General features: G+C 69.2%; 17 protein-coding genes. 8 read left to right on the top strand and 9 right to left on the bottom strand.

Features of this window, described 5'->3' with window-relative positions:
• Window positions 1-173: 173 nt before the first annotated feature.
• A complete protein-coding gene (locus LXT21_RS11540; protein ID WP_254038165.1) occupies window positions 174-1304 on the top strand; it encodes a TonB family protein in 1131 nt (376 codons plus the stop codon).
• 30 nt (window positions 1305-1334) lie between these two features.
• On the opposite strand, the gene LXT21_RS11535 is transcribed toward LXT21_RS11540, so the two are convergent.
• Both LXT21_RS11535 and LXT21_RS11530 read right to left on the bottom strand, forming a co-directional pair.
• Entirely contained in the window at window positions 1335-2777 is a 1443-nt protein-coding gene (locus LXT21_RS11535; protein WP_254038164.1) for an MXAN_6640 family putative metalloprotease, read from the bottom strand.
• Between the two features lie 44 nt (window positions 2778-2821).
• Entirely contained in the window at window positions 2822-3667 is an 846-nt protein-coding gene (locus LXT21_RS11530; RefSeq protein ID WP_254038163.1) for an HmuY family protein, read from the bottom strand.
• 209 nt (window positions 3668-3876) lie between these two features.
• Between LXT21_RS11530 and LXT21_RS11525 the strand changes: the two genes are divergently transcribed.
• Window positions 3877-4584: a siderophore-interacting protein gene (locus LXT21_RS11525; RefSeq protein WP_254038162.1), complete on the top strand. Its 708-nt coding sequence runs from the start codon at window positions 3877-3879 to the stop codon at window positions 4582-4584.
• Window positions 4585-4587: 3 nt separating this feature from the next.
• On the opposite strand, the gene glgC is transcribed toward LXT21_RS11525, so the two are convergent.
• Window positions 4588-5835, bottom strand: a complete 1248-nt coding sequence (glgC, locus tag LXT21_RS11520; RefSeq protein ID WP_254038161.1) for a glucose-1-phosphate adenylyltransferase — start codon at window positions 5833-5835, stop codon at window positions 4588-4590.
• 274 nt (window positions 5836-6109) lie between these two features.
• On the opposite strand from glgC, the gene LXT21_RS11515 reads away from it, so the two are divergent.
• The 3 genes from LXT21_RS11515 (at window position 6110) to LXT21_RS11505 (ending at window position 10514) form a co-directional block, all read left to right on the top strand.
• Window positions 6110-7162, top strand: a complete 1053-nt coding sequence (locus tag LXT21_RS11515; RefSeq protein ID WP_254038160.1) for an SIS domain-containing protein — start codon at window positions 6110-6112, stop codon at window positions 7160-7162.
• The gene (gene nagA, locus LXT21_RS11510; protein WP_254038159.1) at window positions 7159-8325 is read left to right on the top strand and encodes an N-acetylglucosamine-6-phosphate deacetylase; all 1167 of its coding nucleotides are present in this window, start codon (window positions 7159-7161) and stop codon (window positions 8323-8325) included. The genes LXT21_RS11515 and nagA overlap by 4 nt, the downstream gene beginning before the upstream one ends.
• A gap of 161 nt (window positions 8326-8486) precedes the next feature.
• On the top strand, window positions 8487-10514 hold the full coding sequence (locus tag LXT21_RS11505; RefSeq protein WP_254038158.1) for a glycosyl hydrolase family 18 protein: 2028 nt from the start codon (window positions 8487-8489) through the stop codon (window positions 10512-10514).
• A gap of 82 nt (window positions 10515-10596) precedes the next feature.
• Here LXT21_RS11505 and LXT21_RS45355 read toward each other — a convergent pair whose 3' ends face one another.
• The 5 genes from LXT21_RS45355 to modA form a co-directional block, all read right to left on the bottom strand.
• Window positions 10597-11316, bottom strand: a complete 720-nt coding sequence (locus LXT21_RS45355; RefSeq protein WP_323394327.1) for an immunity 52 family protein — start codon at window positions 11314-11316, stop codon at window positions 10597-10599.
• 12 nt (window positions 11317-11328) lie between these two features.
• A complete protein-coding gene (locus LXT21_RS11495; protein ID WP_254038156.1) occupies window positions 11329-12528 on the bottom strand; it encodes a Tox-REase-5 domain-containing protein in 1200 nt (399 codons plus the stop codon).
• 551 nt (window positions 12529-13079) lie between these two features.
• Entirely contained in the window at window positions 13080-14150 is a 1071-nt protein-coding gene (modC, locus tag LXT21_RS11490; protein WP_254038155.1) for a molybdenum ABC transporter ATP-binding protein, read from the bottom strand.
• Complete coding sequence (modB, locus tag LXT21_RS11485; RefSeq protein WP_254038154.1) at window positions 14147-14824, bottom strand: molybdate ABC transporter permease subunit; 678 nt, start codon at window positions 14822-14824, stop codon at window positions 14147-14149. Before modB ends, modC begins: the two co-directional genes overlap by 4 nt.
• Window positions 14821-15585, bottom strand: coding sequence for a molybdate ABC transporter substrate-binding protein (modA, locus tag LXT21_RS11480; RefSeq protein ID WP_254038153.1), 765 nt, complete (start codon window positions 15583-15585; stop codon window positions 14821-14823). Before modA ends, modB begins: the two co-directional genes overlap by 4 nt.
• 119 nt (window positions 15586-15704) lie before the next feature.
• On the opposite strand from modA, the gene LXT21_RS11475 reads away from it, so the two are divergent.
• Both LXT21_RS11475 and LXT21_RS11470 read left to right on the top strand, forming a co-directional pair.
• A complete protein-coding gene (locus LXT21_RS11475) occupies window positions 15705-16217 on the top strand; it encodes a MarR family winged helix-turn-helix transcriptional regulator (protein ID WP_254038152.1) in 513 nt (170 codons plus the stop codon).
• 103 nt (window positions 16218-16320) lie between these two features.
• Window positions 16321-17826, top strand: a complete 1506-nt coding sequence (locus tag LXT21_RS11470) for a trypsin-like peptidase domain-containing protein (protein WP_254038151.1) — start codon at window positions 16321-16323, stop codon at window positions 17824-17826.
• Between the two features lie 114 nt (window positions 17827-17940).
• Here LXT21_RS11470 and LXT21_RS11465 read toward each other — a convergent pair whose 3' ends face one another.
• Window positions 17941-18591, bottom strand: a complete 651-nt coding sequence (locus tag LXT21_RS11465) for a YdcF family protein (RefSeq protein WP_254038150.1) — start codon at window positions 18589-18591, stop codon at window positions 17941-17943.
• A gap of 394 nt (window positions 18592-18985) precedes the next feature.
• Here LXT21_RS11465 and LXT21_RS11460 point away from each other — a divergent pair, with 394 nt between their 5' ends.
• A complete protein-coding gene (locus LXT21_RS11460) occupies window positions 18986-19297 on the top strand; it encodes a hypothetical protein (RefSeq protein WP_254038149.1) in 312 nt (103 codons plus the stop codon).
• Window positions 19298-19303: the final 6 nt, after the last annotated feature.

The following is a 19303-nucleotide window of genomic DNA, read 5'->3' as shown; positions in this document are numbered from 1 at the left end:
CGCAGCGCCTTTCAGTGTCACACGGTAGACGGCGGGCCCTCGCGCGTGAAGGCACCGGGCGCCCCGTGTCGCGCGGAGGACAGCGGCCCCCTGTGCAACCCCGCTGGGACGACCTTCGACACGCCTTGGGCAGACCTTTCTGCGCCGGACAGGCCACGCTAGCGTGGAGCGCGATGAGATTCGCAATCTTCGCCCTGGGCGCCGTGCTCCTGGGGCTCACCGCGTGTGGCCATTCGCGTCCGATTCCCACCCTGCCCGCGAGCCATGGACATCTGTCCCGGGCTCTCGCCCAATACCTGAATCCGAGGTTCGAGGGCACGCAGGTCTACCTCGGTGTGCTCGCGCCGCCCCTCAGCACCGACCCGAGCCTGGTCGTCACTCCTTCAGAGGCTCCCGCCGTCTTCTCCGAGGCCCAACAGGTCCTCGCGGGGCGACCCACGGAGCAACAGGTACGACAGGCCTACGGGGACATCGCCGCCGCATGTCATCAGGCGGATCTGTTCCAGGCCTGCGACTACCTGAGAGAGCAGCTCGAGTTCCCTGTGCGTTACTCCATGGTGGAGCATGAGTTTCCTCAGCACGTCTACCGTGAGCGCATCCTCGCAATCGTCGTCATCCATTTCATCATCGACACCGCGGGACGCCCCCGGAACATCCAGGTCCTGGAGTCCGCGACCCACGAAATCACCGAGGCCGCCCTCAAGACCGCGGCGAGCATGCGATTCTACCCTGCGACCCTCGCGGGTCATCCCATCGAGAATCGCTATACCCTCCAGATGACCACTGCCCATCCGGGCATGGACCTCACCCCCACTCAGGAGCTTGCGTGGGGCATCGCTCGTGTGAAGTCATTTCCCGACAGCATTCAGGCCTGGGCACATGTGGCGCGTACACTGGCGAGGGACCGACCCGAGGACTCAGGATATGAGCAGGCGCTGCGCAGGCTGAATCAGCTCAGCCCCAAATACTGGTGGAGCGCAACCGAACTGGGCTGGTTGTACGCGAAGGTCGGGCGTCACGATGAGGCGGCCCCGCTCGCCCGAATGGGACGCCGCGAGGCGCCCAACAACGCCTACGTGCTGGAGACGAGCGCCCTGGTCGCCTTCCACCAGGGGCGCTGCCAGGAGGCCATCCAGGAGCAACAGGAGGCCATCGCGAAGCTGCCCGCGGAGTGGCCTCGCGAGGAGCAGGAGCGCTTCCAACGCGCGCTCACCGCGTACCAGGGGCAGTGCCCGACCGGCCCCACGCCCATGTCACCCGAAGCTGCGTCGACACCCGGCGCGGCGGCTCCCGAGGGCCCCTGACGAAGGAGCCCTCGGCGGACCTCGCCGTGTCTACGACCGCCTTCGCCGCCCCAACCCCACGAGCACCAGCGCCGCCCAGCCCAGCGCACCGGGCGCGGCCGCGCAGCCACTGTCGTCATCATCGTCGGGAGTCTCCGGCACCTCGGGCTCGGGCTCCGGCTCGGGCTTCACGTCGACACACGGCGCGCCGGACGTCTCACCCGTGAGGCACAGCGTGCCGTAGCGGCCCGTGCCCTCGTGGCGGCCATCCACCACCGCGATGATGACCCGGCTCGCATCCGACGCCGTCACGTTCGCCGACAACGTCCCCGGCCCATCCACGCGCACCACCCGCAGCACCGCGGTGTCCGTCACCGCCGCCACCAGCAGGTGCTGCTGGGACGAGTTCGCCACGTCCCGAGGCGTGTACCGCGCCCACACCCGCGCCGAGCCACCCGGCACCTCGAAGTAGCGCGCCGACGCGGTCGTCATCCGGACGTCCGCCTCCTGGTAGGGCAGCGTCTTCGCCGCCGGCTTCAACCCGTCGTAACCACCGCCCCGCGCGTAGCCCTGCGACGCATTCGCCCGCGCGCCCGTGGACAGGTTCCACGTCGAGAACTCCGTGAACGCGGCGTCGAAGCTCAGGCTCCAGTCGCGATACAGGAGGCGGTCCACCAACACGGGCCAGCGCACCTCCGGCGAGGTGACGCTCTCCTCCCACAGTCGGAGGATGGCCCCATCCCCCACGCGCTCACCCAGGTACTGGAAGAACAGGCTGGAGCCATAACTGAACGACGCCGCCGGCCCCGTGGGGTCCTGCACCAGGCTCAGCTCCGTGCGCGACAGGTACGACGCGGAGAAGTGCTCCAGGTCATCCAGCGACGCGTCGAACCGCTCGCTGGCCCACACCGCGGTCCCCTCCGTCACCACGCCGCCCATGCCCGTCCGGTACGCGGACTGCACCGCATGGAAGAACTCGTGGCTGGCGAGGATGTCCACCGCCGTCTCGTAGGAGGGGTAGTTGTAGCCCGCGAAGTCGTTCTCCTGGAGCATGTGCCCCACGCACCGCAGGCCCGACTCCGTCTCGCAGTCATCCAGCCGGAACGCCCCGTCCGCGACCCCGGCGAAGTCCACCAGGTACACGTCGAACAGCCCGTCCCCGCCGTTGTCCTCCACCGCCGCGTCGCTGCCCGGCAACACGAAGCCCAGGCCCTGGTAGAAGTCCGCGACGCGCTCATACGCGCGCCCGACGACCTCGACGGCGTCGGGCACGCCACTTCCATCGGCGTCCCCCGCCGGCACCGCGTTGAGCCCGACGCGGGAGAAGTGGATGCGGAAGCGCCCCTTGGGGGACACCACCGACTCCACCTGCTCACCCGCGCCGAAGCTCGGCGGCACCGCCAGGGGCGAGGTGGGGCGCGCTCCCGTCTGCTGCCCCTGCCGCCCTTCGGCCAACGTCTCCGGACGCTCGTGCGGCGCCCGCGTCGACTCCACGGGGCCACATCCCAGGGGAAGCAACAGAAGCCACGCCCCGAGCCTCACGGCAGGAACGCCCACTTGATGCGGATGGAACCCGAGCCGCTCGGCGTCGGCGCCGCGCCCGTCTCGTTGCACGTCTGCTGCGCCGCGGGCTCGTAGTACCCCATCACCTCCAGCTTCACGTGGCGACCATCCGCCAGACGCACCGCGAACACCTGGCCGGTCATCTGCACGCAGCGGGTGGGGTACTCCCAGAAGGCGCCCAGCGCCGTCTTGGGACCGTTCAGGCCCGAGTCATCCGGGATGAGCGTGCAGGTGCCCGACGCGTTGTCCCACCACTTCTCCGTCTCGAACGTCCAGGCGGAGTCCACCGCCGACACCTGCGCGAACGTGGTGCCCTCGGCGACCTTCGCCACCGACACGCACGACGGACCCGACGTGCCGCTGTTGACGCGCATCGTGTAGCGACGCACCGCGATGTCCCAGTCCTGCGACGCGAGCGCCTGGTGGTCGTGGATCTGGACCTGCTTGGCGCCCGTCGCCGTGAACTGCAGGTACGTATAGGACATCGTCGGGTTCAGACCGCCCGCCGTGGAGTCCACGAACGTCAGGAACTCGCCCGACGTCGTCCCCTCTTCACGCACCACGCCCGTGTTCACCACGGTGCGCAGCGACAGCGTGTCGATGGTCTGCTCGGCGCAGTCCACCGTCGACGGTCCACACACCTGAGGCCCCGCGTCCGGCGTACCTGAATCCGGCGTGCCCGCGTCCGGGGTGGGCGTGGGCGTGGGGTCTTCGTCATCTCCGCAGCTCGCCAGCAACGCCAACGACATGACCACGGCGACCAGGACCCACAGGCCCTGCTGTCCGGCGCGCCTCGGCAACGCCTGCTCGGTATGACTCATCTTCGTATCCCTCTTCCCTGAACGGACTGCGTGACGTGCCCACCGGAGCGGGGGCCCCGGTCTTCCTCGTCGAGGGCCCCCTTTCACGCGCGCGCTCACCGCGCGCCCCGAGGGCTCCACCTCACTCGACAGGACGGCACCCTACTTGATAACGATTCTCATATTCAATATTGGATTTTGAACCCCGGAAACCCGGATGGAGACAGGACATGCCCCAGATGCCCGCGGTGTTGGCGAACACGCTGATGCCCTGGTTCGCGAAGCCCTCCCACGTCACGCACGTGGAGGCGCTGTCGGCCCGGCTGAAGCGGGTGCGCTTCGAGGGGGCGTCGCTGCGCGGGGTGGTGCACGAGCCCGGACACGAAGTGGAGTTCCGGGTCAGCGCGACGGAGTTCCGGCACTACACGCCCAGTCTGCTCGACGCGCAGCACGGAATCATGGAAGTCGTCTTCTACCTTCACGGACAGGGGCCGGGGAGCGCGTGGGCGCAGGGGCTGAAGGCCGGCGACGCGGTGGACATCCTGGGCCCGGGCGGGCGGCTGGCGGTGGACCCGGACGCGGACTCGCACCTGTTCCTGGGCGACGAGACGTGTCTGGGGTTGTTCCAGGCGATGGTGCGCGCGCTGCCCTCCCCGCTGCGGCTGTCGGGCGCGGTGGAGGTGGAGCCGGGCTGCGAGGACTGGCTGGAGAAGGTGGGCGTGCCGCTGACGGCGGTGACGCGCGAGCCCGGCGGAGCGCGCGGCGAGGCGCTGTGCGCGTGGCTCGGGCGGAACGTGCGCAAGGAGGCGACGTGCTACCTGGCGGGCCACGCGGGCAGCATCGTGCGGCTGCGCCAGGAGCTGCTCGAGCGCCACGGCCTCGACAAGCGCGCGCTGCGCTCGAAGGCGTACTGGGCCGACGGCAAGCGGGGCCTGTGAGGGCTACTCGAAGCGGTAGCCCTTGGGCACCACGACGATGCCGCTCTCGGTGACGGTGAAGCCGCGGGCGCGGTCGGCGTCCAGGTCGTAGCCCACCTTCGCGTTGGGGGGCACGCGCACGCCCTTGTCGATGATGGCGTTCTTCACCTGGGCGTGCCGGCCGATGTCCACCTCGTCGAAGACGACCGAGCGCTGCACGCTGGCGTAGCTGTTCACGCGCGCGCGGCGGAAGAGGATGCTCTCGCGCACCACGCCGCCAGAGATGATGCAGCCGCCGGCCACCATGGAGTTGAGCGCGCGGCCCACGCGGTCGCCGGCCTCGTGGACGAACTTGGCGGGCGGGCTGTACTCGCTGGCGGAGCGCAGCGGCCACTCGGCGTTGAAGATGTCGAACTCCGGGTTCACCGACACCAGGTCCATGGACGCCTCGTGGTACGCGTCCAGCGTGCCCACGTCGCGCCAGTAGGTGTTGGGGCCGGTCTGCCCAGGAATGGGGTTCTTGGCGAAGTCGTACGCGTGGATGTGATAGCCGTCCTTGAGCGCGCGCGGCAGCACGTCCTTGCCGAAGTCGTGCTGCGAGCCCTCCGACTTCGCGTCGATCTCCAGCAGCTCCGCGAGCACCTTGCTGCGGAAGATGTAGTTGCCCATGCTGGCGAGCGCGGTGTCGGGCCGGCCTGGGATGGGCTTGGGGTTCTTTGGCTTCTCCTGGAACTCCGTCACGCGGCCGCGCTCGTCCACCTGCATGACGCCGAAGCGGTGCGCGTCGGCGAGCGGCGTGGGGTACGCGGCGATGGTGATGTCGGCGCGCTGGGCCTCGTGCTGCTCCAGCATGTGCGCCACGTTCATCTTGTAGATGTGGTCGCCGGAGAAGATGGCCAGGTGCTCGGGGCGGTGGTTCTCCACCAGGTGCATGTTCTGGTAGATGGCGTCCGCGGTGCCCCGGTACCAGACGGGCCCCAGCTCCTCGTACAGGTACATCTGCGCGGGGACCAGGGTGATGAAGTAGTCCGACAACAGCACCGAGCCGAAGCGCCAGCCCCGCTGGATGTGCTCCGTCAACGACTGCGCCTTGAACTGCGTCAGGACGTAGATGGAGTAGATGCCGGAGTTGATGAAGTTGTTGAGCGCGAAGTCGATGATGCGGAACTTCGAGCCGAAGGGGACCGCCGGCTTCGAGCGTCGCAACGTCAGCGGCGCCAGCCGGGTTCCCTGGCCTCCGGCCAGCACCATGCCCAGGATTCGCGTGCCCATGTCGAGGTGTTGCCTCCCTGGCGCGCAGTATAGGGGGCCCAGGGAGGTTGTCCGGTTTCGCGGCGCGTGGCCTCGGGATGTCCGCGTGCGTCAACGCGGAGCCGTGCTCCCCTTGGGGGACGCCCGGACCGGCGTCCATCGACGGACACTCCGTCCACGGCGGAGGGCTCACTGTCGAGCAGCCGGACAGGAGGGAGTGGAGGAAGTCCCCACCGCGCTCTATCTCTGCCTCGAGGCATCGCACGGGGTGCGGGGGTGCCTCTTGGAGTCGAGCGTGAGCGGGACGTGGAGCCAGGAGTCGAGTCGATTACCCATCATGGCGCGTGAGGCCGCGGAGGCTCCGGGGGTCGCCCGGCTCCAGCTGGCACGGAGCGAGGACGCCTTCATGCAGCTGGGGGAGCGACTGCGGCGCCAGCCACCTCGCTTCGTGGTCACCTGCGCGCGGGGCAGCTCGGACCATGCGGCCGTCTACGGGAAGTATCTCATCGAGACGACGCTCGGCCGCGCGGTGGCGTCGGTGGGCCCCAGCGTGGCGTCCATCTATGGCGCGCATGCGCTGGACCTGCGCGACTCGCTCTTCATCGCCGTGTCGCAATCCGGGCGCAGTCCCGACCTGCTGCGTTTGACGGAGGCGGCGAAGGCCTCGGGCGCGCTCGTCGTCGGGTTCATCAATGATGCCTCCGCGCCGCTCGGCGCGCTGTGTGACGTGAGCATTCCGCTGGACGCGGGCCCCGAGCGCGCCGTCGCCGCGACCAAGTCGTATCTGCTCTCCGGCCTCGCGTTCCTGCGACTGGCGGCGCACTGGTCCGCGAGCCCGGAGCTGCACGAGGCCGTCGCCGCGTTTCCGGATGCTTTGACTTCGGCGTGCGCGCTCGACTGGTGGCCCGCGTTGGAGACGCTCGTCGACGCGCAGAGCCTGTATGTCGTTGGCCGGGGCAGCGGACTGGGCGCGGCGCTCGAGCTGGCGCTGAAGCTCAAGGAGACCTGTCGCGTGCACGCCGAGGCCTTCAGCGCGGCCGAGGTGGTCCACGGTCCACTCGGGCTGGTGCGGCCGGGCTTCCCCGTCATCGCGTTGGGACAGGAGGACGGCTCCGCCGAGGGCACGCGCGCGGTGGTGCGCCGGATGTTGGAGCTGGGCGCGGACGTGCGCTCGGTGCTCCCTGTCCCTGGCGCCGCGACGCTGCCCACCGTTCCTGGTGTTCCCCTGGCGCTTGCGCCACTGTGCCAGGTGCAGAGCTTCTACCTGGCGGTCCACCGGCTCGCCACGGCGCGCGGGATGGACCCGGATGCACCCGCGAACCTTCGCAAGGTGACGGAGACGGTGTGACCAGACACATCCTCACGGGCTCGCGCGTGTTCACCGGCGAGCGCATCCTCGAGGGCCACTCGGTGGTGCTCGAGGCCGGACGCATCGTCGCCGTGGTGCCGCGTCACGAGGCGCCCGTGGGGCTCTCCACCCGCGAGCTCCCCGCCGACGCCCTGCTCGCCCCCGGCTTCATCGACCTCCAGGTGAACGGCGCGGGGGGCGTGCTGTTCAACGACTCGCCCACGGTCGACGCGGCGCTCGCCATCGCATCCACGCTGCGGCGCTCGGGGACCACGAGCCTGCTGCCCACGTTCATCACGGATGCGCCCGAGCGCACCCGGCTCGCCTGCGAGGCAGCGGCGCGCGCGCTGGAGCAGCCCGGGAGCGGGGTGCTCGGTGTCCATCTGGAAGGGCCTTTCATCAGCCCCGAGCGCCCGGGCGTCCACGCGCCGAACCACATCCGTCCGCCCGGCGCCGAGGACCTCGCGTCCCTCGTCGCGCTCAGTGAGCGACTGGCTCGGGTTGGGGGCAGGTTGTTGATGACGCTCGCTCCGGAGCGGGTGGAGGACGCGTTCATCCAGACGCTCAGCGCTTCGGGCGCGGTGTTGTTCGCGGGCCACACGGCGGCGAGCTACGAGCGGTCCCTGCAGGCGCTCACGGCGGGAGTGCGTGGCTTCACGCACCTGTTCAACGCGATGCCTCCGGTGCAAGGACGACACCCCGGCCCCGTGGTCGCGGGCTTCGAGTCCGAGGACGCGTGGTGCGGCGTCATCGTGGACGGCGTCCATGTGCACCCGGCGAACCTGCGTCAGCTCTTGAAGGCCAAGCCTCGCGGCAAGGTCTTCCTCGTCACGGACGCGATGCCGCCCGTGGGCACGACGGAGACGACCTTCACGCTGTATGGGCACACCATCCTGCGACGCGAGGGTCGGCTGGTGACGGAGGACGGCACGCTGGCCGGCGCGGACATCGACATGGCGTCGGCGGTGCGCAACTCCGTTCGGCTCCTGGACGTTCCGCTGGAGGAGGCGCTGCGCATGGCCTCGCGCTATCCCGCGCAGGTGCTCGGCCTGGAGTCCCAGCTGGGTGGGCTCGTGGCCGGTGGTCGCGCGAACCTCGCGCTGCTGAGCGGAGACCTCGGCGTGCTCGCCACCTGGGTGGATGGAAACGAACAGTGGCACTGAGATGGTGACGCTCGCGTCACTTCCTGTGGCTGCGTGTTCTTCCACTCACACCATTCACTGTGTGAGGCTTTGACCCGGAAAATCCGGTCCACACCTCCTTCCTGGAAACGAGTTCCCGAGCGGGTTTCGGACTCGCGTCCATCGAAGCGAGGAGAGCAAGCATGCGTCGCAGCAAGTGGTTCATTGGACTGATGGTCTCGGCCCTGTCCGCGGGCGGGTGCGGAGAAGTCTCCCCGTCGCACGGCGAGGGCCAGGGCAGTGTGATGCGCGCGCCGCTGCTCGCCGAGTGGGCGGTGGGCGTCGCCTACGCGACGGGCGCGCAAGTCACCTACGGTGGACGGCTCTATCAATGCCGTCAGGCGCACACGTCGCAGGCGGACTGGACGCCCGTGGCGGTGGCGGCGCTGTGGTTGGATTTGGGGCCCGCGGGCGGCGGCGACACCACCGCGCCCACCGTCACGCTGAATGCCAACTCGACGAACATCACCGCGCCAGGGACGCTGACCCTCACCGCCACGGCGACGGACAACGTGGGCGTGGCCCGCGTGGAGATTCTCGAGAACGGCACCGTGGTCTCCACGAGCCTGAGCTACTCGCGCAACTTCTCCGGCTCCGCGCAGAACGGCTCATACACGTACACCTTCCGCGCCTTCGACCAGGCCGGCAACGTGGGCACGCGGCAGGTCACCGTGCAGGTGGCCATCACCGTCCCCGGTGACACCACGGCGCCCACCGTCACGCTGAACGCGAGCTCGACGAACATCACCGCGGCGGGGACGCTGACCCTCAGCGCCACGGCCACGGACAACGTGGGCGTGGACCGGGTGGAGATTCAGGAGAACGGCGCCGTGGTGTCCACGGGGCTGAGCTACTCGCGGACCTTCTCCGGCTCGGCGCAGAACGGCACGTATTCGTACACGCTGCGGGCGTACGACAAGGCCGGCAACGTGGGCACGAAGCAAGTCACGGTGCAGGTGGCGATTCCGGGGCAGCCGGGGGGCCAGAAGCGCATCGTGGGCTACTTCACGCAGTGGGGCATCTACTCGCGCAACTACCAGGTCGCGAACATCCCCGCGTCGAAGCTGACGCACATCAACTACGCCTTCTCGAACATCTCGGCGGATGGGCGGTGCGTGCTCGGTGACTCGTTCGCGGACATCGACAAGGGCGGCGGCTGGCCGGGCGAGTGGAACCCGGGGGCGCTGCGCGGCAACTTCCGCGCGTTCCAGGAGCTGAAGAAGACGCAGTCGCACCTGAAGGTGCTCATCTCGGTGGGCGGCTGGACGTGGTCGACGTACTTCTCGCAGGTGGCGGCGACCGCGGCTTCGCGCACGGCGTTCGTGAAGTCCTGCGTGGACCTGTTCATCAAGGGTCAGTACCCCGGCGTGGACCCGGCGAACGGCGTGGGCGTGTTCGACGGCATCGACATCGACTGGGAGTACCCGGTGGGTGGCGGTCTGCCGGGCAACACCAACAGCCCCGCGGACAAGCAGAACTACACGCTGCTGATGGCCGAGTTCCGCAACCAGCTCAACGCGGTGACGGCGCAGACGGGCAAGCCGTACCTGCTCACCATCGCCACGGGCGCGTCGCCGGACCTGCTGGCGAACAAGCAGGAGACCAAGAACCTGTCCAACATCCTCGATTGGATCAACGTGATGAGCTACGACTACCACGGCTCATTCGAGAGCACGGTGAACTTCCACTCGGCGCTCTACCGCGTGACGGGCGACCCGGCGGCGGGGACGGGCTTCTACACGGACGGCTCGGTGGCGAAGATGCTCGAGCTGGGCGTGGCGCCGGACAAGATTGTCGTGGGCGTCCCGTTCTACGGCCGAGGCTGGGGCGGCGTGCCGAACGTGAACAACGGCCTGTTCCAGAGCGGCGTGCCGACGAAGGGCACGTGGGATGACGGCCAGTCGGGCCTGACGGGTGTGTTCGATTACAAGGACATCAAGGCCAACTACGAGCGCGCGGGCACGGGCTATACGAAGTTCACCCACCCCGAGGCGAAGGAGGCGTACGTGTACAGCCCGACGACGAAGGTGTGGATTGCGTATGACGACCCGTCCACGCTGAACGCGAAGTCGGACTACATCCTGAACAAGAACCTGGGCGGCGCGATGTTCTGGGAGCTGAGCGGCGACGACGGCACGCTGCTCGACACGCTGTACCAGCGCCTGCGCTGAAACCGGTGGTGAATCACGGGAGGCGGAGCCCGGGTGTGGGCTCCGTCTTCTGTGTTTCGTGAGACGGGTGTCATCGTCGCGTTCAGGCCTGGAGCGGCTTCAACAGCCCCGCCTGGTCCAACAGGACTCGCACCCGCTCCGCCAGCGCCACATGCTCCGGGTTGCTCGCCGTGAAGCGCTCGGGCGTGAGGACGATGAGGGTGCCCTTTCCCTCCACGGGCTCGACGCGTACCGGAGCAGGAAGGGGCGGCACCGGGCCGCGATGCTGAGCGAGGTACGTCACCCACCCGACGTATGGCGACTTCGGGACGCGATGCGAATCGGCCATGTCGCGGTGAGCATGTGACATGGCCACGCCCCAATCAGGGGCCCATGCGGCGGCGGTTTCTCGCAGCATGCTCGACAATACAGGTGCGGTCAGGACACGGTCCGCGCTCGCGCCTCGGCTGGGCAAGCTGAACACGCAGCGGTTGTGTGTCCGCGCATCGTAGCTTCCACACCTGAGCAGGAACCCGCAGTCCTCATGTGCCAGAGGCTGGCCGTTCCATCCTCCAACGCTGAACCCAAGGTCATCGAATACCGGGTCCTTGCTCCTCTGGACGAGCCGCGTCAGTTCCCCGTGGTCTGGCCAAAGTGGACGCTTCAACGACGCCTTCGGCGACTTCGCGGTCTCGTACCAATGCGCGAAGGATGAATCGATGGAGGAGAGTCCCCTCAAGAAGTCCTCCAATCGTTGCGCGCAGCCTTCCGGCGACTCCTGGCGAGGGCCCCAGTACCCACCCGCGTAGTATGTTTCACTCACGAGAGCGCACCTTCAGGGATGAACAGGAGTGAAGACAACTTCGATCCCTTCAATTTCGTTGTCCTTCAGCAGTTTCCGGATGGCGCTGGCAGCGCTCTCTTCCGCGACATGCCACCGGACTCGAACTCCTCTCGCCGCGCGGGATTGCCTGTCGGCCTGCTCGACAAGCGCTTTCGCCCCGGAGTTCGTGAACCAGCGTTTCGGGTCGAGGGCCTCGAAGAACCTGGCATAGCCCGGCCCTTTCGCCTCCAGCAGCACGCCCTTGTCGTACCCATCGAACTTCACGCCTCCGCTGTCTCTGCCGACGCCTCCGACCCAGTATGCCTCGTCCGCTGTGTGGCCCGAGATCTGTTCCTGGTAGCGCCGCGCTCCGGGCGACATGGACTCCTTCGCCGGTCCCCACTGTCCCGGCCCCTTGGAGGGTCCACCCTGCTTCGCCGTCGTGCCTACCCGCTGAAGGATGATGGCCGCTCCAGGCCCGCCGCTCAGCATCGCTGCCGCACGTCCCACGGGAGCAGCCACGAGCCGCATGGCGACAGTTCCGTCGGCGGATAGCGCAAGCACTGGCACTTCCGCCGTGGCGAGCGCGGTCCCCTCCAACGTGCGCGTCGCGGACGACACCGTGCCCCAGGTCGCGATGAAGTTCGTCACCAGCTTGGAGACGACCTGCACCTGCTCGCCCCGCGTCATGTACCGGAAGCGCTCCAGGTACTCGGGCGATGACTCCAGCAACGCCACCACGGCGACCGGCATCTGACGGAGTGCCTCGAGGTTGTCCGCTGGAGATGTCGAGAAGAACTTGCCCACAGCCAGGATGAGTCCGACGAAGGCCTCTTCAGCCCCGTCCAGGGCGCGACTGAGGACGTCGGCATCGTCGTGGACGTCCGCCAGTGGGAACCCATTCTCCTCCCGCAGTTCGTCGTCCAGCAGGCGGAACACACCCGTGCTTCCATCGTAGAAGCGGCCCAACTCGAAGCCGTGCGCGCGAAAGGCCCCACCCCGCCACTCGACGGACGTCACGCGTTGTTGGGTCCTCCCCGTGCGCACCCACGCAAGGCACCCGTCAGGTCGGAGCACCGCCAGGTGATTGAAGCGTTCCACCCGGCGTGCCAACGCATCCCGGGACATCTCGCCCGTGGCCAGCACTTCTCGCAAAATGAAGCTCACCGCGAGACGTGCCGGAAACTGTCCCAGCGTGACGTCCCTCTTCAATAACGTCGCGAGGAGTCGCGCAGCGTGGGTCGGAGTGAGGGAGCTCCCCGCGACAGGCCGAGCGTCGCTCGCGTCGAGTCCCGCGTTCTGAAGCAGGACGACGAACGCGTCCGGCTTCCCCCGACCTTCCTGCCGGGCTACGGAGTTCCGGGGCGGATGACGTCGCTGGAGCCGTTGTCCCGATGAGTCGTTGGCCTCTGCGGCATCCTGTTCGCGTTCGGGGTCCTCGCCCGACGTGGCCCACGGCGCTCCCGGAATCGCCTTGCGCTGCTGAAACGTGGCCGTGCGAGTCGACGAGTCGACTCCAGCGCACCCTGTGAGGAGAAGGGCAACGCCAACCACCCAAAGACCCGCACGCATTCCGCACCTCCGCGCCTCCCTCCAGGGAAGGCCCGTCGCGAAGATGCTGGCATTGCCAACTGACACGTACCTGGACAATCAACGCGCGGGCGAAATCCTACACCGTCACGCAGTCACGCCCTGCCCCACCAAGGCATGTGCGGAAGAGATACAGCGGTGGCCGCGTCGTCCTGGATGCATCGGCTCGCTGCTCACCGCAGACGGCGGCACGCCGCTGTCTTCACCGCGAGGTACACGCGTGCGCCCGTGCTCACGCCCAGCTCGCGCACGGAGGCCTCGGTGAGCCGCACCACCCAGCGCACGCCTTCGACGTCCACGGTGGCCGCGGCCTCTCCTGCTCCCGCGCTCTCCACACCCGCCACCGTGCCCGCGAGCACGTTGCGCGCGGACACTCCGGTCAGCGCGCCCATCGAGAGCAGGATGTCGCTCGCCGGCACCGCGTAGGCCGCTCGCGCGCCTACCGCCAACTCCGGCGCGTCCGGGACCCACAGCCCCAGCCCCTGCGTCACACGCAGCCGCGTGCCGCCCTCCTCCGGACGCTCCACCACCCCTTCGAGGATGTTCTCCTCGCCCTCCGCATCCGACGCCAGCAGACCTCGTGCTGACGCCCCCAGCACCTGGGACGCGGGCCCCGCCGCGCGCACGCGTCCCTCGTCCAGCAGCACCGCCTCCTTCGCCAACACCCGCGCCTCACCCAACTGGTGCGTCACGTACAACATCGGCACCCGCGCCTCGTCGCGAACGCGCAGGAGATACGGCAGCACCCGCTCCTTCAACGTCACGTCCAGCGCGGCCAATGGCTCGTCGAGCAGCAACAGCGCCGGGTCCGTCGCCAACGCTCGCGCCAACGCCACCCGCTGCTTCTCGCCTCCCGACAGCGTCGCCGGATAGCGATGCAACAGCGGCCCCAACTCGAGCAGCCCCACCGCCTCGTCGAAGCGCGACGGCCGCCCCTTCCTCGCGCCGTAACGCACGTTCTCCTCCGCCGTGAGGTGCGGGAACAACAGCGCGTCCTGCGGCACATACCCCATGCGCCGCGCCTCCGGAGGCACCTCCACGCGAGCCTCACTGTCCAACAGCACGCGCCCACCGACGACGACGCGCCCTCGCGCACCAGACCGCAGCCCCGCAAGCACCTCCAACAACGACGTCTTCCCTGAACCCGAGCGCCCCAGCACCGCCACCGACGCGCCCTCCAGCCGCGCGTCCACTTCCAACACGAAGCGCGCCAGCGGCAATCGAACCGAGAGCTCCAGACTCACGCGCGCACCCGCCGTCCCCGCCACCGCGTCAGCCCTTCCGTGGCGTACACCGCGACGAACGCCAACAACGCCGCGATGCCCGCCAGTCGCAGCGCCTCCGCGTCCTGCCCCAGCTGCGTGTACTGGAAGATGGCCAGCGACAACGTCTGCGTGCGCCCCGGGATGTTCCCCGCCACCAGCACCGTCGCGCCGAACTCGCCGAGCGCTCGCGAGAACGCCAAGAGCGCCCCCACCACCACCCCGCGCCACGCCAGCGGCAACGTCACCCGGAAGAACGCCCGCGCCCGCGAGTCCCCCAACGTGCGCGCCACCGCCACCAACCGAGGGTCTACCTCCTCGAACCCCGAGCGCGCCGAGCGCACGACCAGCGGGAACGCCATCACCGCGCTCGCGAGCACCACCGCCCCGGGCGTGAACACCACCTCCACGCCCATCGCATCCAACACACGCCCCAGCGGCCCCTCGCGCCCGAGCAACTCCAGCAACACCAACCCCACCGCCGTCGGCGGCAACACCAACGGCAGCGCCAGCACCGTGTCCACCACGCCCTGCCCCGGCCCTCGCCAGCGCGACAACGCGTAGGCCACCGCCACACCGGGCGGGAGGATGACCAGCGTGGCCACCGCCGCCACCGTCACCGTGAACCCCACCAAACCCACCGTGTCGGCCGTCACCGTGCCTTCGTCCCCTCGTCGGCCGAGAGCACGACGAAGCCATGGCGCCGGAAGGCCGCTCGCGCGGGCTCCGTCTGGAGGAACTTCACGAAGGCGACGCCGACCTCTGGCGCCTTGCCCTTCACCAGCGCCGCCACCGGATAGACGATGCGCGGCGCATCCGCCGACGGCACCTCGAACGCCACCCGCACCTTCTTCGACTGCGCCGCGTCCGTCGCGTACACCACCCCCGCGTCCACCCGCCCCGCCTCCACCGCCGCCAGCGCACCCCGCACATCCACGGCCGGCACCACCTTCCCCTCCACGTCCTTCCACACCCCGACCTTCTCCAACCACGCCTTCGCGTACACCCCCGCGGGCACGATGCCCGGGTCCGCCAACACCAGCCGCTTCAGCCCCTTCAGGTCCTCCGCCTTGCCCGGCGCCTTCCCCTTCGCGCCCACCGGCACCACCACCACCAGCCGGTTCGACAGCAAATCCACCCGCGTGCCGCGCCGCACCAACCCCGCCGCCTGCACGGCCTCCATCCGAGCCACGTCCGCCGACAGGAACGCATCCGCCGGCGCACCCGCCATCGCCTGGCGGGCCAAATCCCCCGACGAGCCCAGCGCCACCACCACCGTGTGGCCCGTGGCCTTCGTGAAGGCCGGCCGCAGCTCCTCGAGCACATCCGTCGTGCTGGCCGCGGCGAAGACGAGCCCCTCGTCCGCTCGCGCCAACAAGGACACGAGGAACAGGGCCGTCACGTACAGCCGAAACATGGTACGCACTCCTGGACGCTCCTCTCACCACCGTCGGCGAAGGAGCGCATTGTCCGCACGGCAGCCCACGCCGTGACAACGGGTTGACCCGTGGGGCCATGCCCGCTAAGCCATACTCCGTGTCCCGGAATATCCATTCTAAAGAGGATGAGGACCTGTCGGCGGACGTGCTGAGGCTCCAGCACCTGCTGCTCGCGATGGGCCGGCGCCGTTCGCTCCGCGACCCCATCGCCGCCACGTGCGAGCAGCTCCAGTTCACCGCGCCCCAGGTCCATGCGCTGCTCTGGCTCGGACAGGATGGCGCGCTCACGATGGGCGAGCTTGCTCGCCGGCTGGGCGTCACCGAGAAGACCGTCACCGGACTCGTCGACCGGCTGGAGCGCGAGGGACACCTGGTGCGCGAGCGCACCGCCGAGGACCGCCGCGTCGTGCGCTGTCGGCTCACGGCCGATGGCCTGCAGACCTACCAGCGGCTCGAGCGCTTCGTGATGCAGGGCATGGGGCAGTTGCTCCACATCCTCGACGCGGGCGACCGCAAGGCGCTCTTCCGCATCCTGGAGAAGCTCTTGCGCCGCATGGATACCCTGGGCGCGGCGGCAGCCACACCCTCCCGCGAGCGTTCAGCCTCCTGATGTCCCCCGAGCGGGCGAGCCACGCCCGCTCTTGCGTGCCGCCGGCTCCGAGGCGCCCCAACTCACTCCCGTGAACGTCGCGTGGGCCCGAGGGAGGAACGTGATGAAGGGATGCAGAAGCACGGGAGTCCTGGCCCTGGTCCTGATGCTGTCGGCCTGTCGCCGAGGTCAGGAGGAAGCGCCCGCTCCCCCGCCTGCCCCCACCGAGTCCCCGAGCACGGACTCCGCACCCGCGAAGCAGGTCATGCCGCCGGACATGAACGCGGCGCTCGCGTCCGTGGCGCCGCTGGTCGCGTCGGTGCAGCCCGCCGTCGTCAAGGTGGAGGTGCGGGATGCGGCGCCTGCCCGCGCGCGTCGAGGCTCGCCCTGGGGGGACGAGGGCCGGGGTGGGACGTTCGGTGGCGCGCTCCCGTTCGGCTCGCCGTTCGAGGACCCTCGTGATGAGGGGCCGCGCCAGGGCCTCGGCTCCGGCTTCGTGGTGGATGCGCGCGGGCTGGTCCTCACCAACAACCACGTGGTGCAGGGCGCCACGTCGATTCAGGTGCACTTCTCCGACGGACGTCAGCAGGCCGCGAAGGTCGTGGGTACGGACCCGCTCACGGACGTGGCGGTGCTCCAGCTCCAGGGGAAGGTGGAGAAGCTGCCCGTGGTGAAGCTGGGTGACTCGGACGCGATGCGCGTGGGCGACTGGGTGGTGGCCATCGGCAACCCCTTCGGTCTGGACTCGAGCGTCAGCCTGGGCATCGTCTCCGCCAAGGCGCGCGACATCCAGGCGGGCCCGTTCGACGACTTCCTGCAGACGGACGCCGCCATCAACCCGGGCAACTCCGGCGGGCCGCTGTTCAACCTCCAGGGTGAGGTGGTGGGCATCAACACCGCCATCGCGGGCCAGGGCTCCAGCATCGGCTTCGCGGTGCCAAGCACGCTGGTGAAGCAGCTGCTGCCCCAGTTGGAGAAGGAGGGCACCGTCACGCGGGGATGGCTGGGTGTGGCGGTGCAGGACGTGACGCCGGACCTGGGCGCGGCGCTGGGGGTGCCGGTGCGCGATGGCGCGCTCGTCACGGATGTGACCCAGGGCACGCCCGCGGCCGAGGCGGGGCTGCGTCCCGATGACCTCATCGTCGAGGCGGGAGGACGCCCCATCGCCTCGGGACGCGCGCTCACGCGCACCGTGGCGCTGAAGGCGCCGGGCAGCACGCTGCCGCTCACCGTGTATCGCGAAGGGAAGAAGACCGAGGTGAACGTGACGCTGGGCACGCGTCCGGACCTCGAGGGCGTGGCCGCGCGGCGTCCCGCTGAGGAGCCGGAGGCACCGGCGCATCAGCGCGTGGGGCTCACGCTGTCGGACATGGACCCGAGGTTGGCGCGGGCGCAGGAGTTGCCTCGCGCGGGCGCGCTGGTGACGGACGTCGTCCCGGGCTCCAGCGCCGAGCGCGCGGGACTGGTGCCCGGCATGGTGGTGGTGGAGGCGTCGGGTCGGCCCGTGCGCCGCGCCTCCGATCTGGCGCAGGCGCTGCGCGAGGCCGAGCCAGGTGAGTCCGTGCTGCTGCGCGTGGCGATGCCTGGAGGCGACCGCGTACTGCGTGCGCTCAAGGCGCCGGAGTCGTGACGTCCGCGAGGAGCACTCGGATGCAGCGGCGCGTTGACCTCGCGCATCGTCCAGCAGCAGTTCACCTGGCCTGCTGCGCGTGGCGAGACCCGAGGGCGACCGAGCGCTGCGCGCTCAAGGCGCCGGAGTCGTAACGCCCGCAGGGGCTCGCGCGAGCAGCAGGCTTGGGTGGAGCAGCAGCGCGAGGGCCTCGCGCATCGTCCAGTAGCAGCGGTCCACCCAGCTCAGGTTGCGCTCCGTTTGAAGCGCGGGGCTGGTGAGCACCTCGAAGCCATTGAGCCGGAAGTACTGCCGCGCGCGCAGCAGGTGGTACGGGTCCGACACCACCACCACGCGCCTCGCGCCCAGTTCTCGCAGCAGGACCGACGTCAGGCGCGCGTTGTCATCGGTGGAGTGGCTCTCCTCCTCCAGCACGCACGCCTCCGGGGGCACACCCAATCGCGTCGCCAGCGCCAGCATCGCGCGCGCCTCCGAGGGAGGATGCACGCCCACGCCTCCGGAGAATACGAGCCGCAACGCCACACCGCGCTGGTACAGCGCCACCGCCTGCTCCGTGCGTGCTCGCAGCGCGCCGGAGGGGACTCCACCCGCCAGCACTCGCGCGCCCAGCACCACCACCGCATCAGCGGACTCGGCGCGCTCGCGCTGACCGAAGCGGTCCACCCAGAACGCGAGGCCGAACACGCCACACGTCGCCACGCCGACGGACACGACGAGGAGCCGGCGGAGACGACCAGGACGGGAGCGCAGCGAAGCGGGAGGCATGGTGGGCTGGTGATTAGCAGCTCTTAGAAAGTCTGGACCGGGCTGAGCGCTGACAATGGCCGTCCCCAGAGGTTGAGGGGCATGGTCGGAAGCGCGAGATTCGCTGCTTTACGACTCCAACAAGAAGGACAACACGTTCCCGACTTTGAGATTCCGGAGGAGAGAGGGGAACATGCGGTTCAAGTCCCGGGGGCGGGAGGTTCCAGTCTCCAGGCAAGCAACGAGAGGTTGAAGTGCCGGCACCTGCTTCACAGCGATGGGGTTCAAAACCTGCGTTGAGCAACCTGGGATGACGCCGTTTCTCTGGTGAAGGGCACTGATGGAGTCCGCAGCCTACTTTGGAGCGTGGTGCCAGATGCGGGCGGGCACTCGCACTGACGTCGTGAAGTGGTTGATGCAGACGCGGAAGGTGCCGGTCGCCGAGGCCATCGAGGAAGCCCACTGGATCAACAAGGTCCAGGGGTGGGTCCAGCTCTGCTCAAGGTGCGGCTGGTCGGAAGCCACCGAAGCCGTGAGGCGCCTCCCCTCATTCGCGGAGCCGGACTCGGGCACCATCATGGAGCTGGACTACTTGCCATGGAAGGGTGGGACCCACTGTGAGAAACATGGCGTCCGCTATCTCGGCGAGCGGTGTCCTGTCTGTTCCGGACCGTATGTGATGTCTTCGTCTGGCGGGACGTTCTTCGTCCGTGACGGCGAGCCCTAAGTCGAA

The organism is Myxococcus guangdongensis (genome assembly GCF_024198255.1).
GTDB classification, from domain to species: domain Bacteria; phylum Myxococcota; class Myxococcia; order Myxococcales; family Myxococcaceae; genus Myxococcus; species Myxococcus guangdongensis.
The sequence above is the reverse complement of the archived record's forward strand: the minus strand, read 5'-3'. Positions and strand labels throughout refer to the sequence as shown.

Bases quoted from the DNA above. Each gene is read 5' to 3' on its own strand.
- LXT21_RS11540 (WP_254038165.1), top strand. From the start codon at position 174: ATGAGATTCGCAATCTTCGCCCTGGGCGCCGTGCTCCTGGGGCTCACC.
- LXT21_RS11530 (WP_254038163.1), bottom strand. From the start codon at position 3,667: ATGAGTCATACCGAGCAGGCGTTGCCGAGGCGCGCCGGACAGCAGGGC.
- LXT21_RS11525 (WP_254038162.1), top strand. From the start codon at position 3,877: ATGCCCCAGATGCCCGCGGTGTTGGCGAACACGCTGATGCCCTGGTTC.
- glgC (WP_254038161.1), bottom strand. From the start codon at position 5,835: ATGGGCACGCGAATCCTGGGCATGGTGCTGGCCGGAGGCCAGGGAACC.
- LXT21_RS11505 (WP_254038158.1), top strand. From the start codon at position 8,487: ATGCGTCGCAGCAAGTGGTTCATTGGACTGATGGTCTCGGCCCTGTCC.
- modA (WP_254038153.1), bottom strand. From the start codon at position 15,585: ATGTTTCGGCTGTACGTGACGGCCCTGTTCCTCGTGTCCTTGTTGGCG.
- LXT21_RS11470 (WP_254038151.1), top strand. From the start codon at position 16,321: ATGAAGGGATGCAGAAGCACGGGAGTCCTGGCCCTGGTCCTGATGCTG.
- LXT21_RS11465 (WP_254038150.1), bottom strand. From the start codon at position 18,591: ATGCCTCCCGCTTCGCTGCGCTCCCGTCCTGGTCGTCTCCGCCGGCTC.
- LXT21_RS11460 (WP_254038149.1), top strand. From the start codon at position 18,986: ATGCAGACGCGGAAGGTGCCGGTCGCCGAGGCCATCGAGGAAGCCCAC.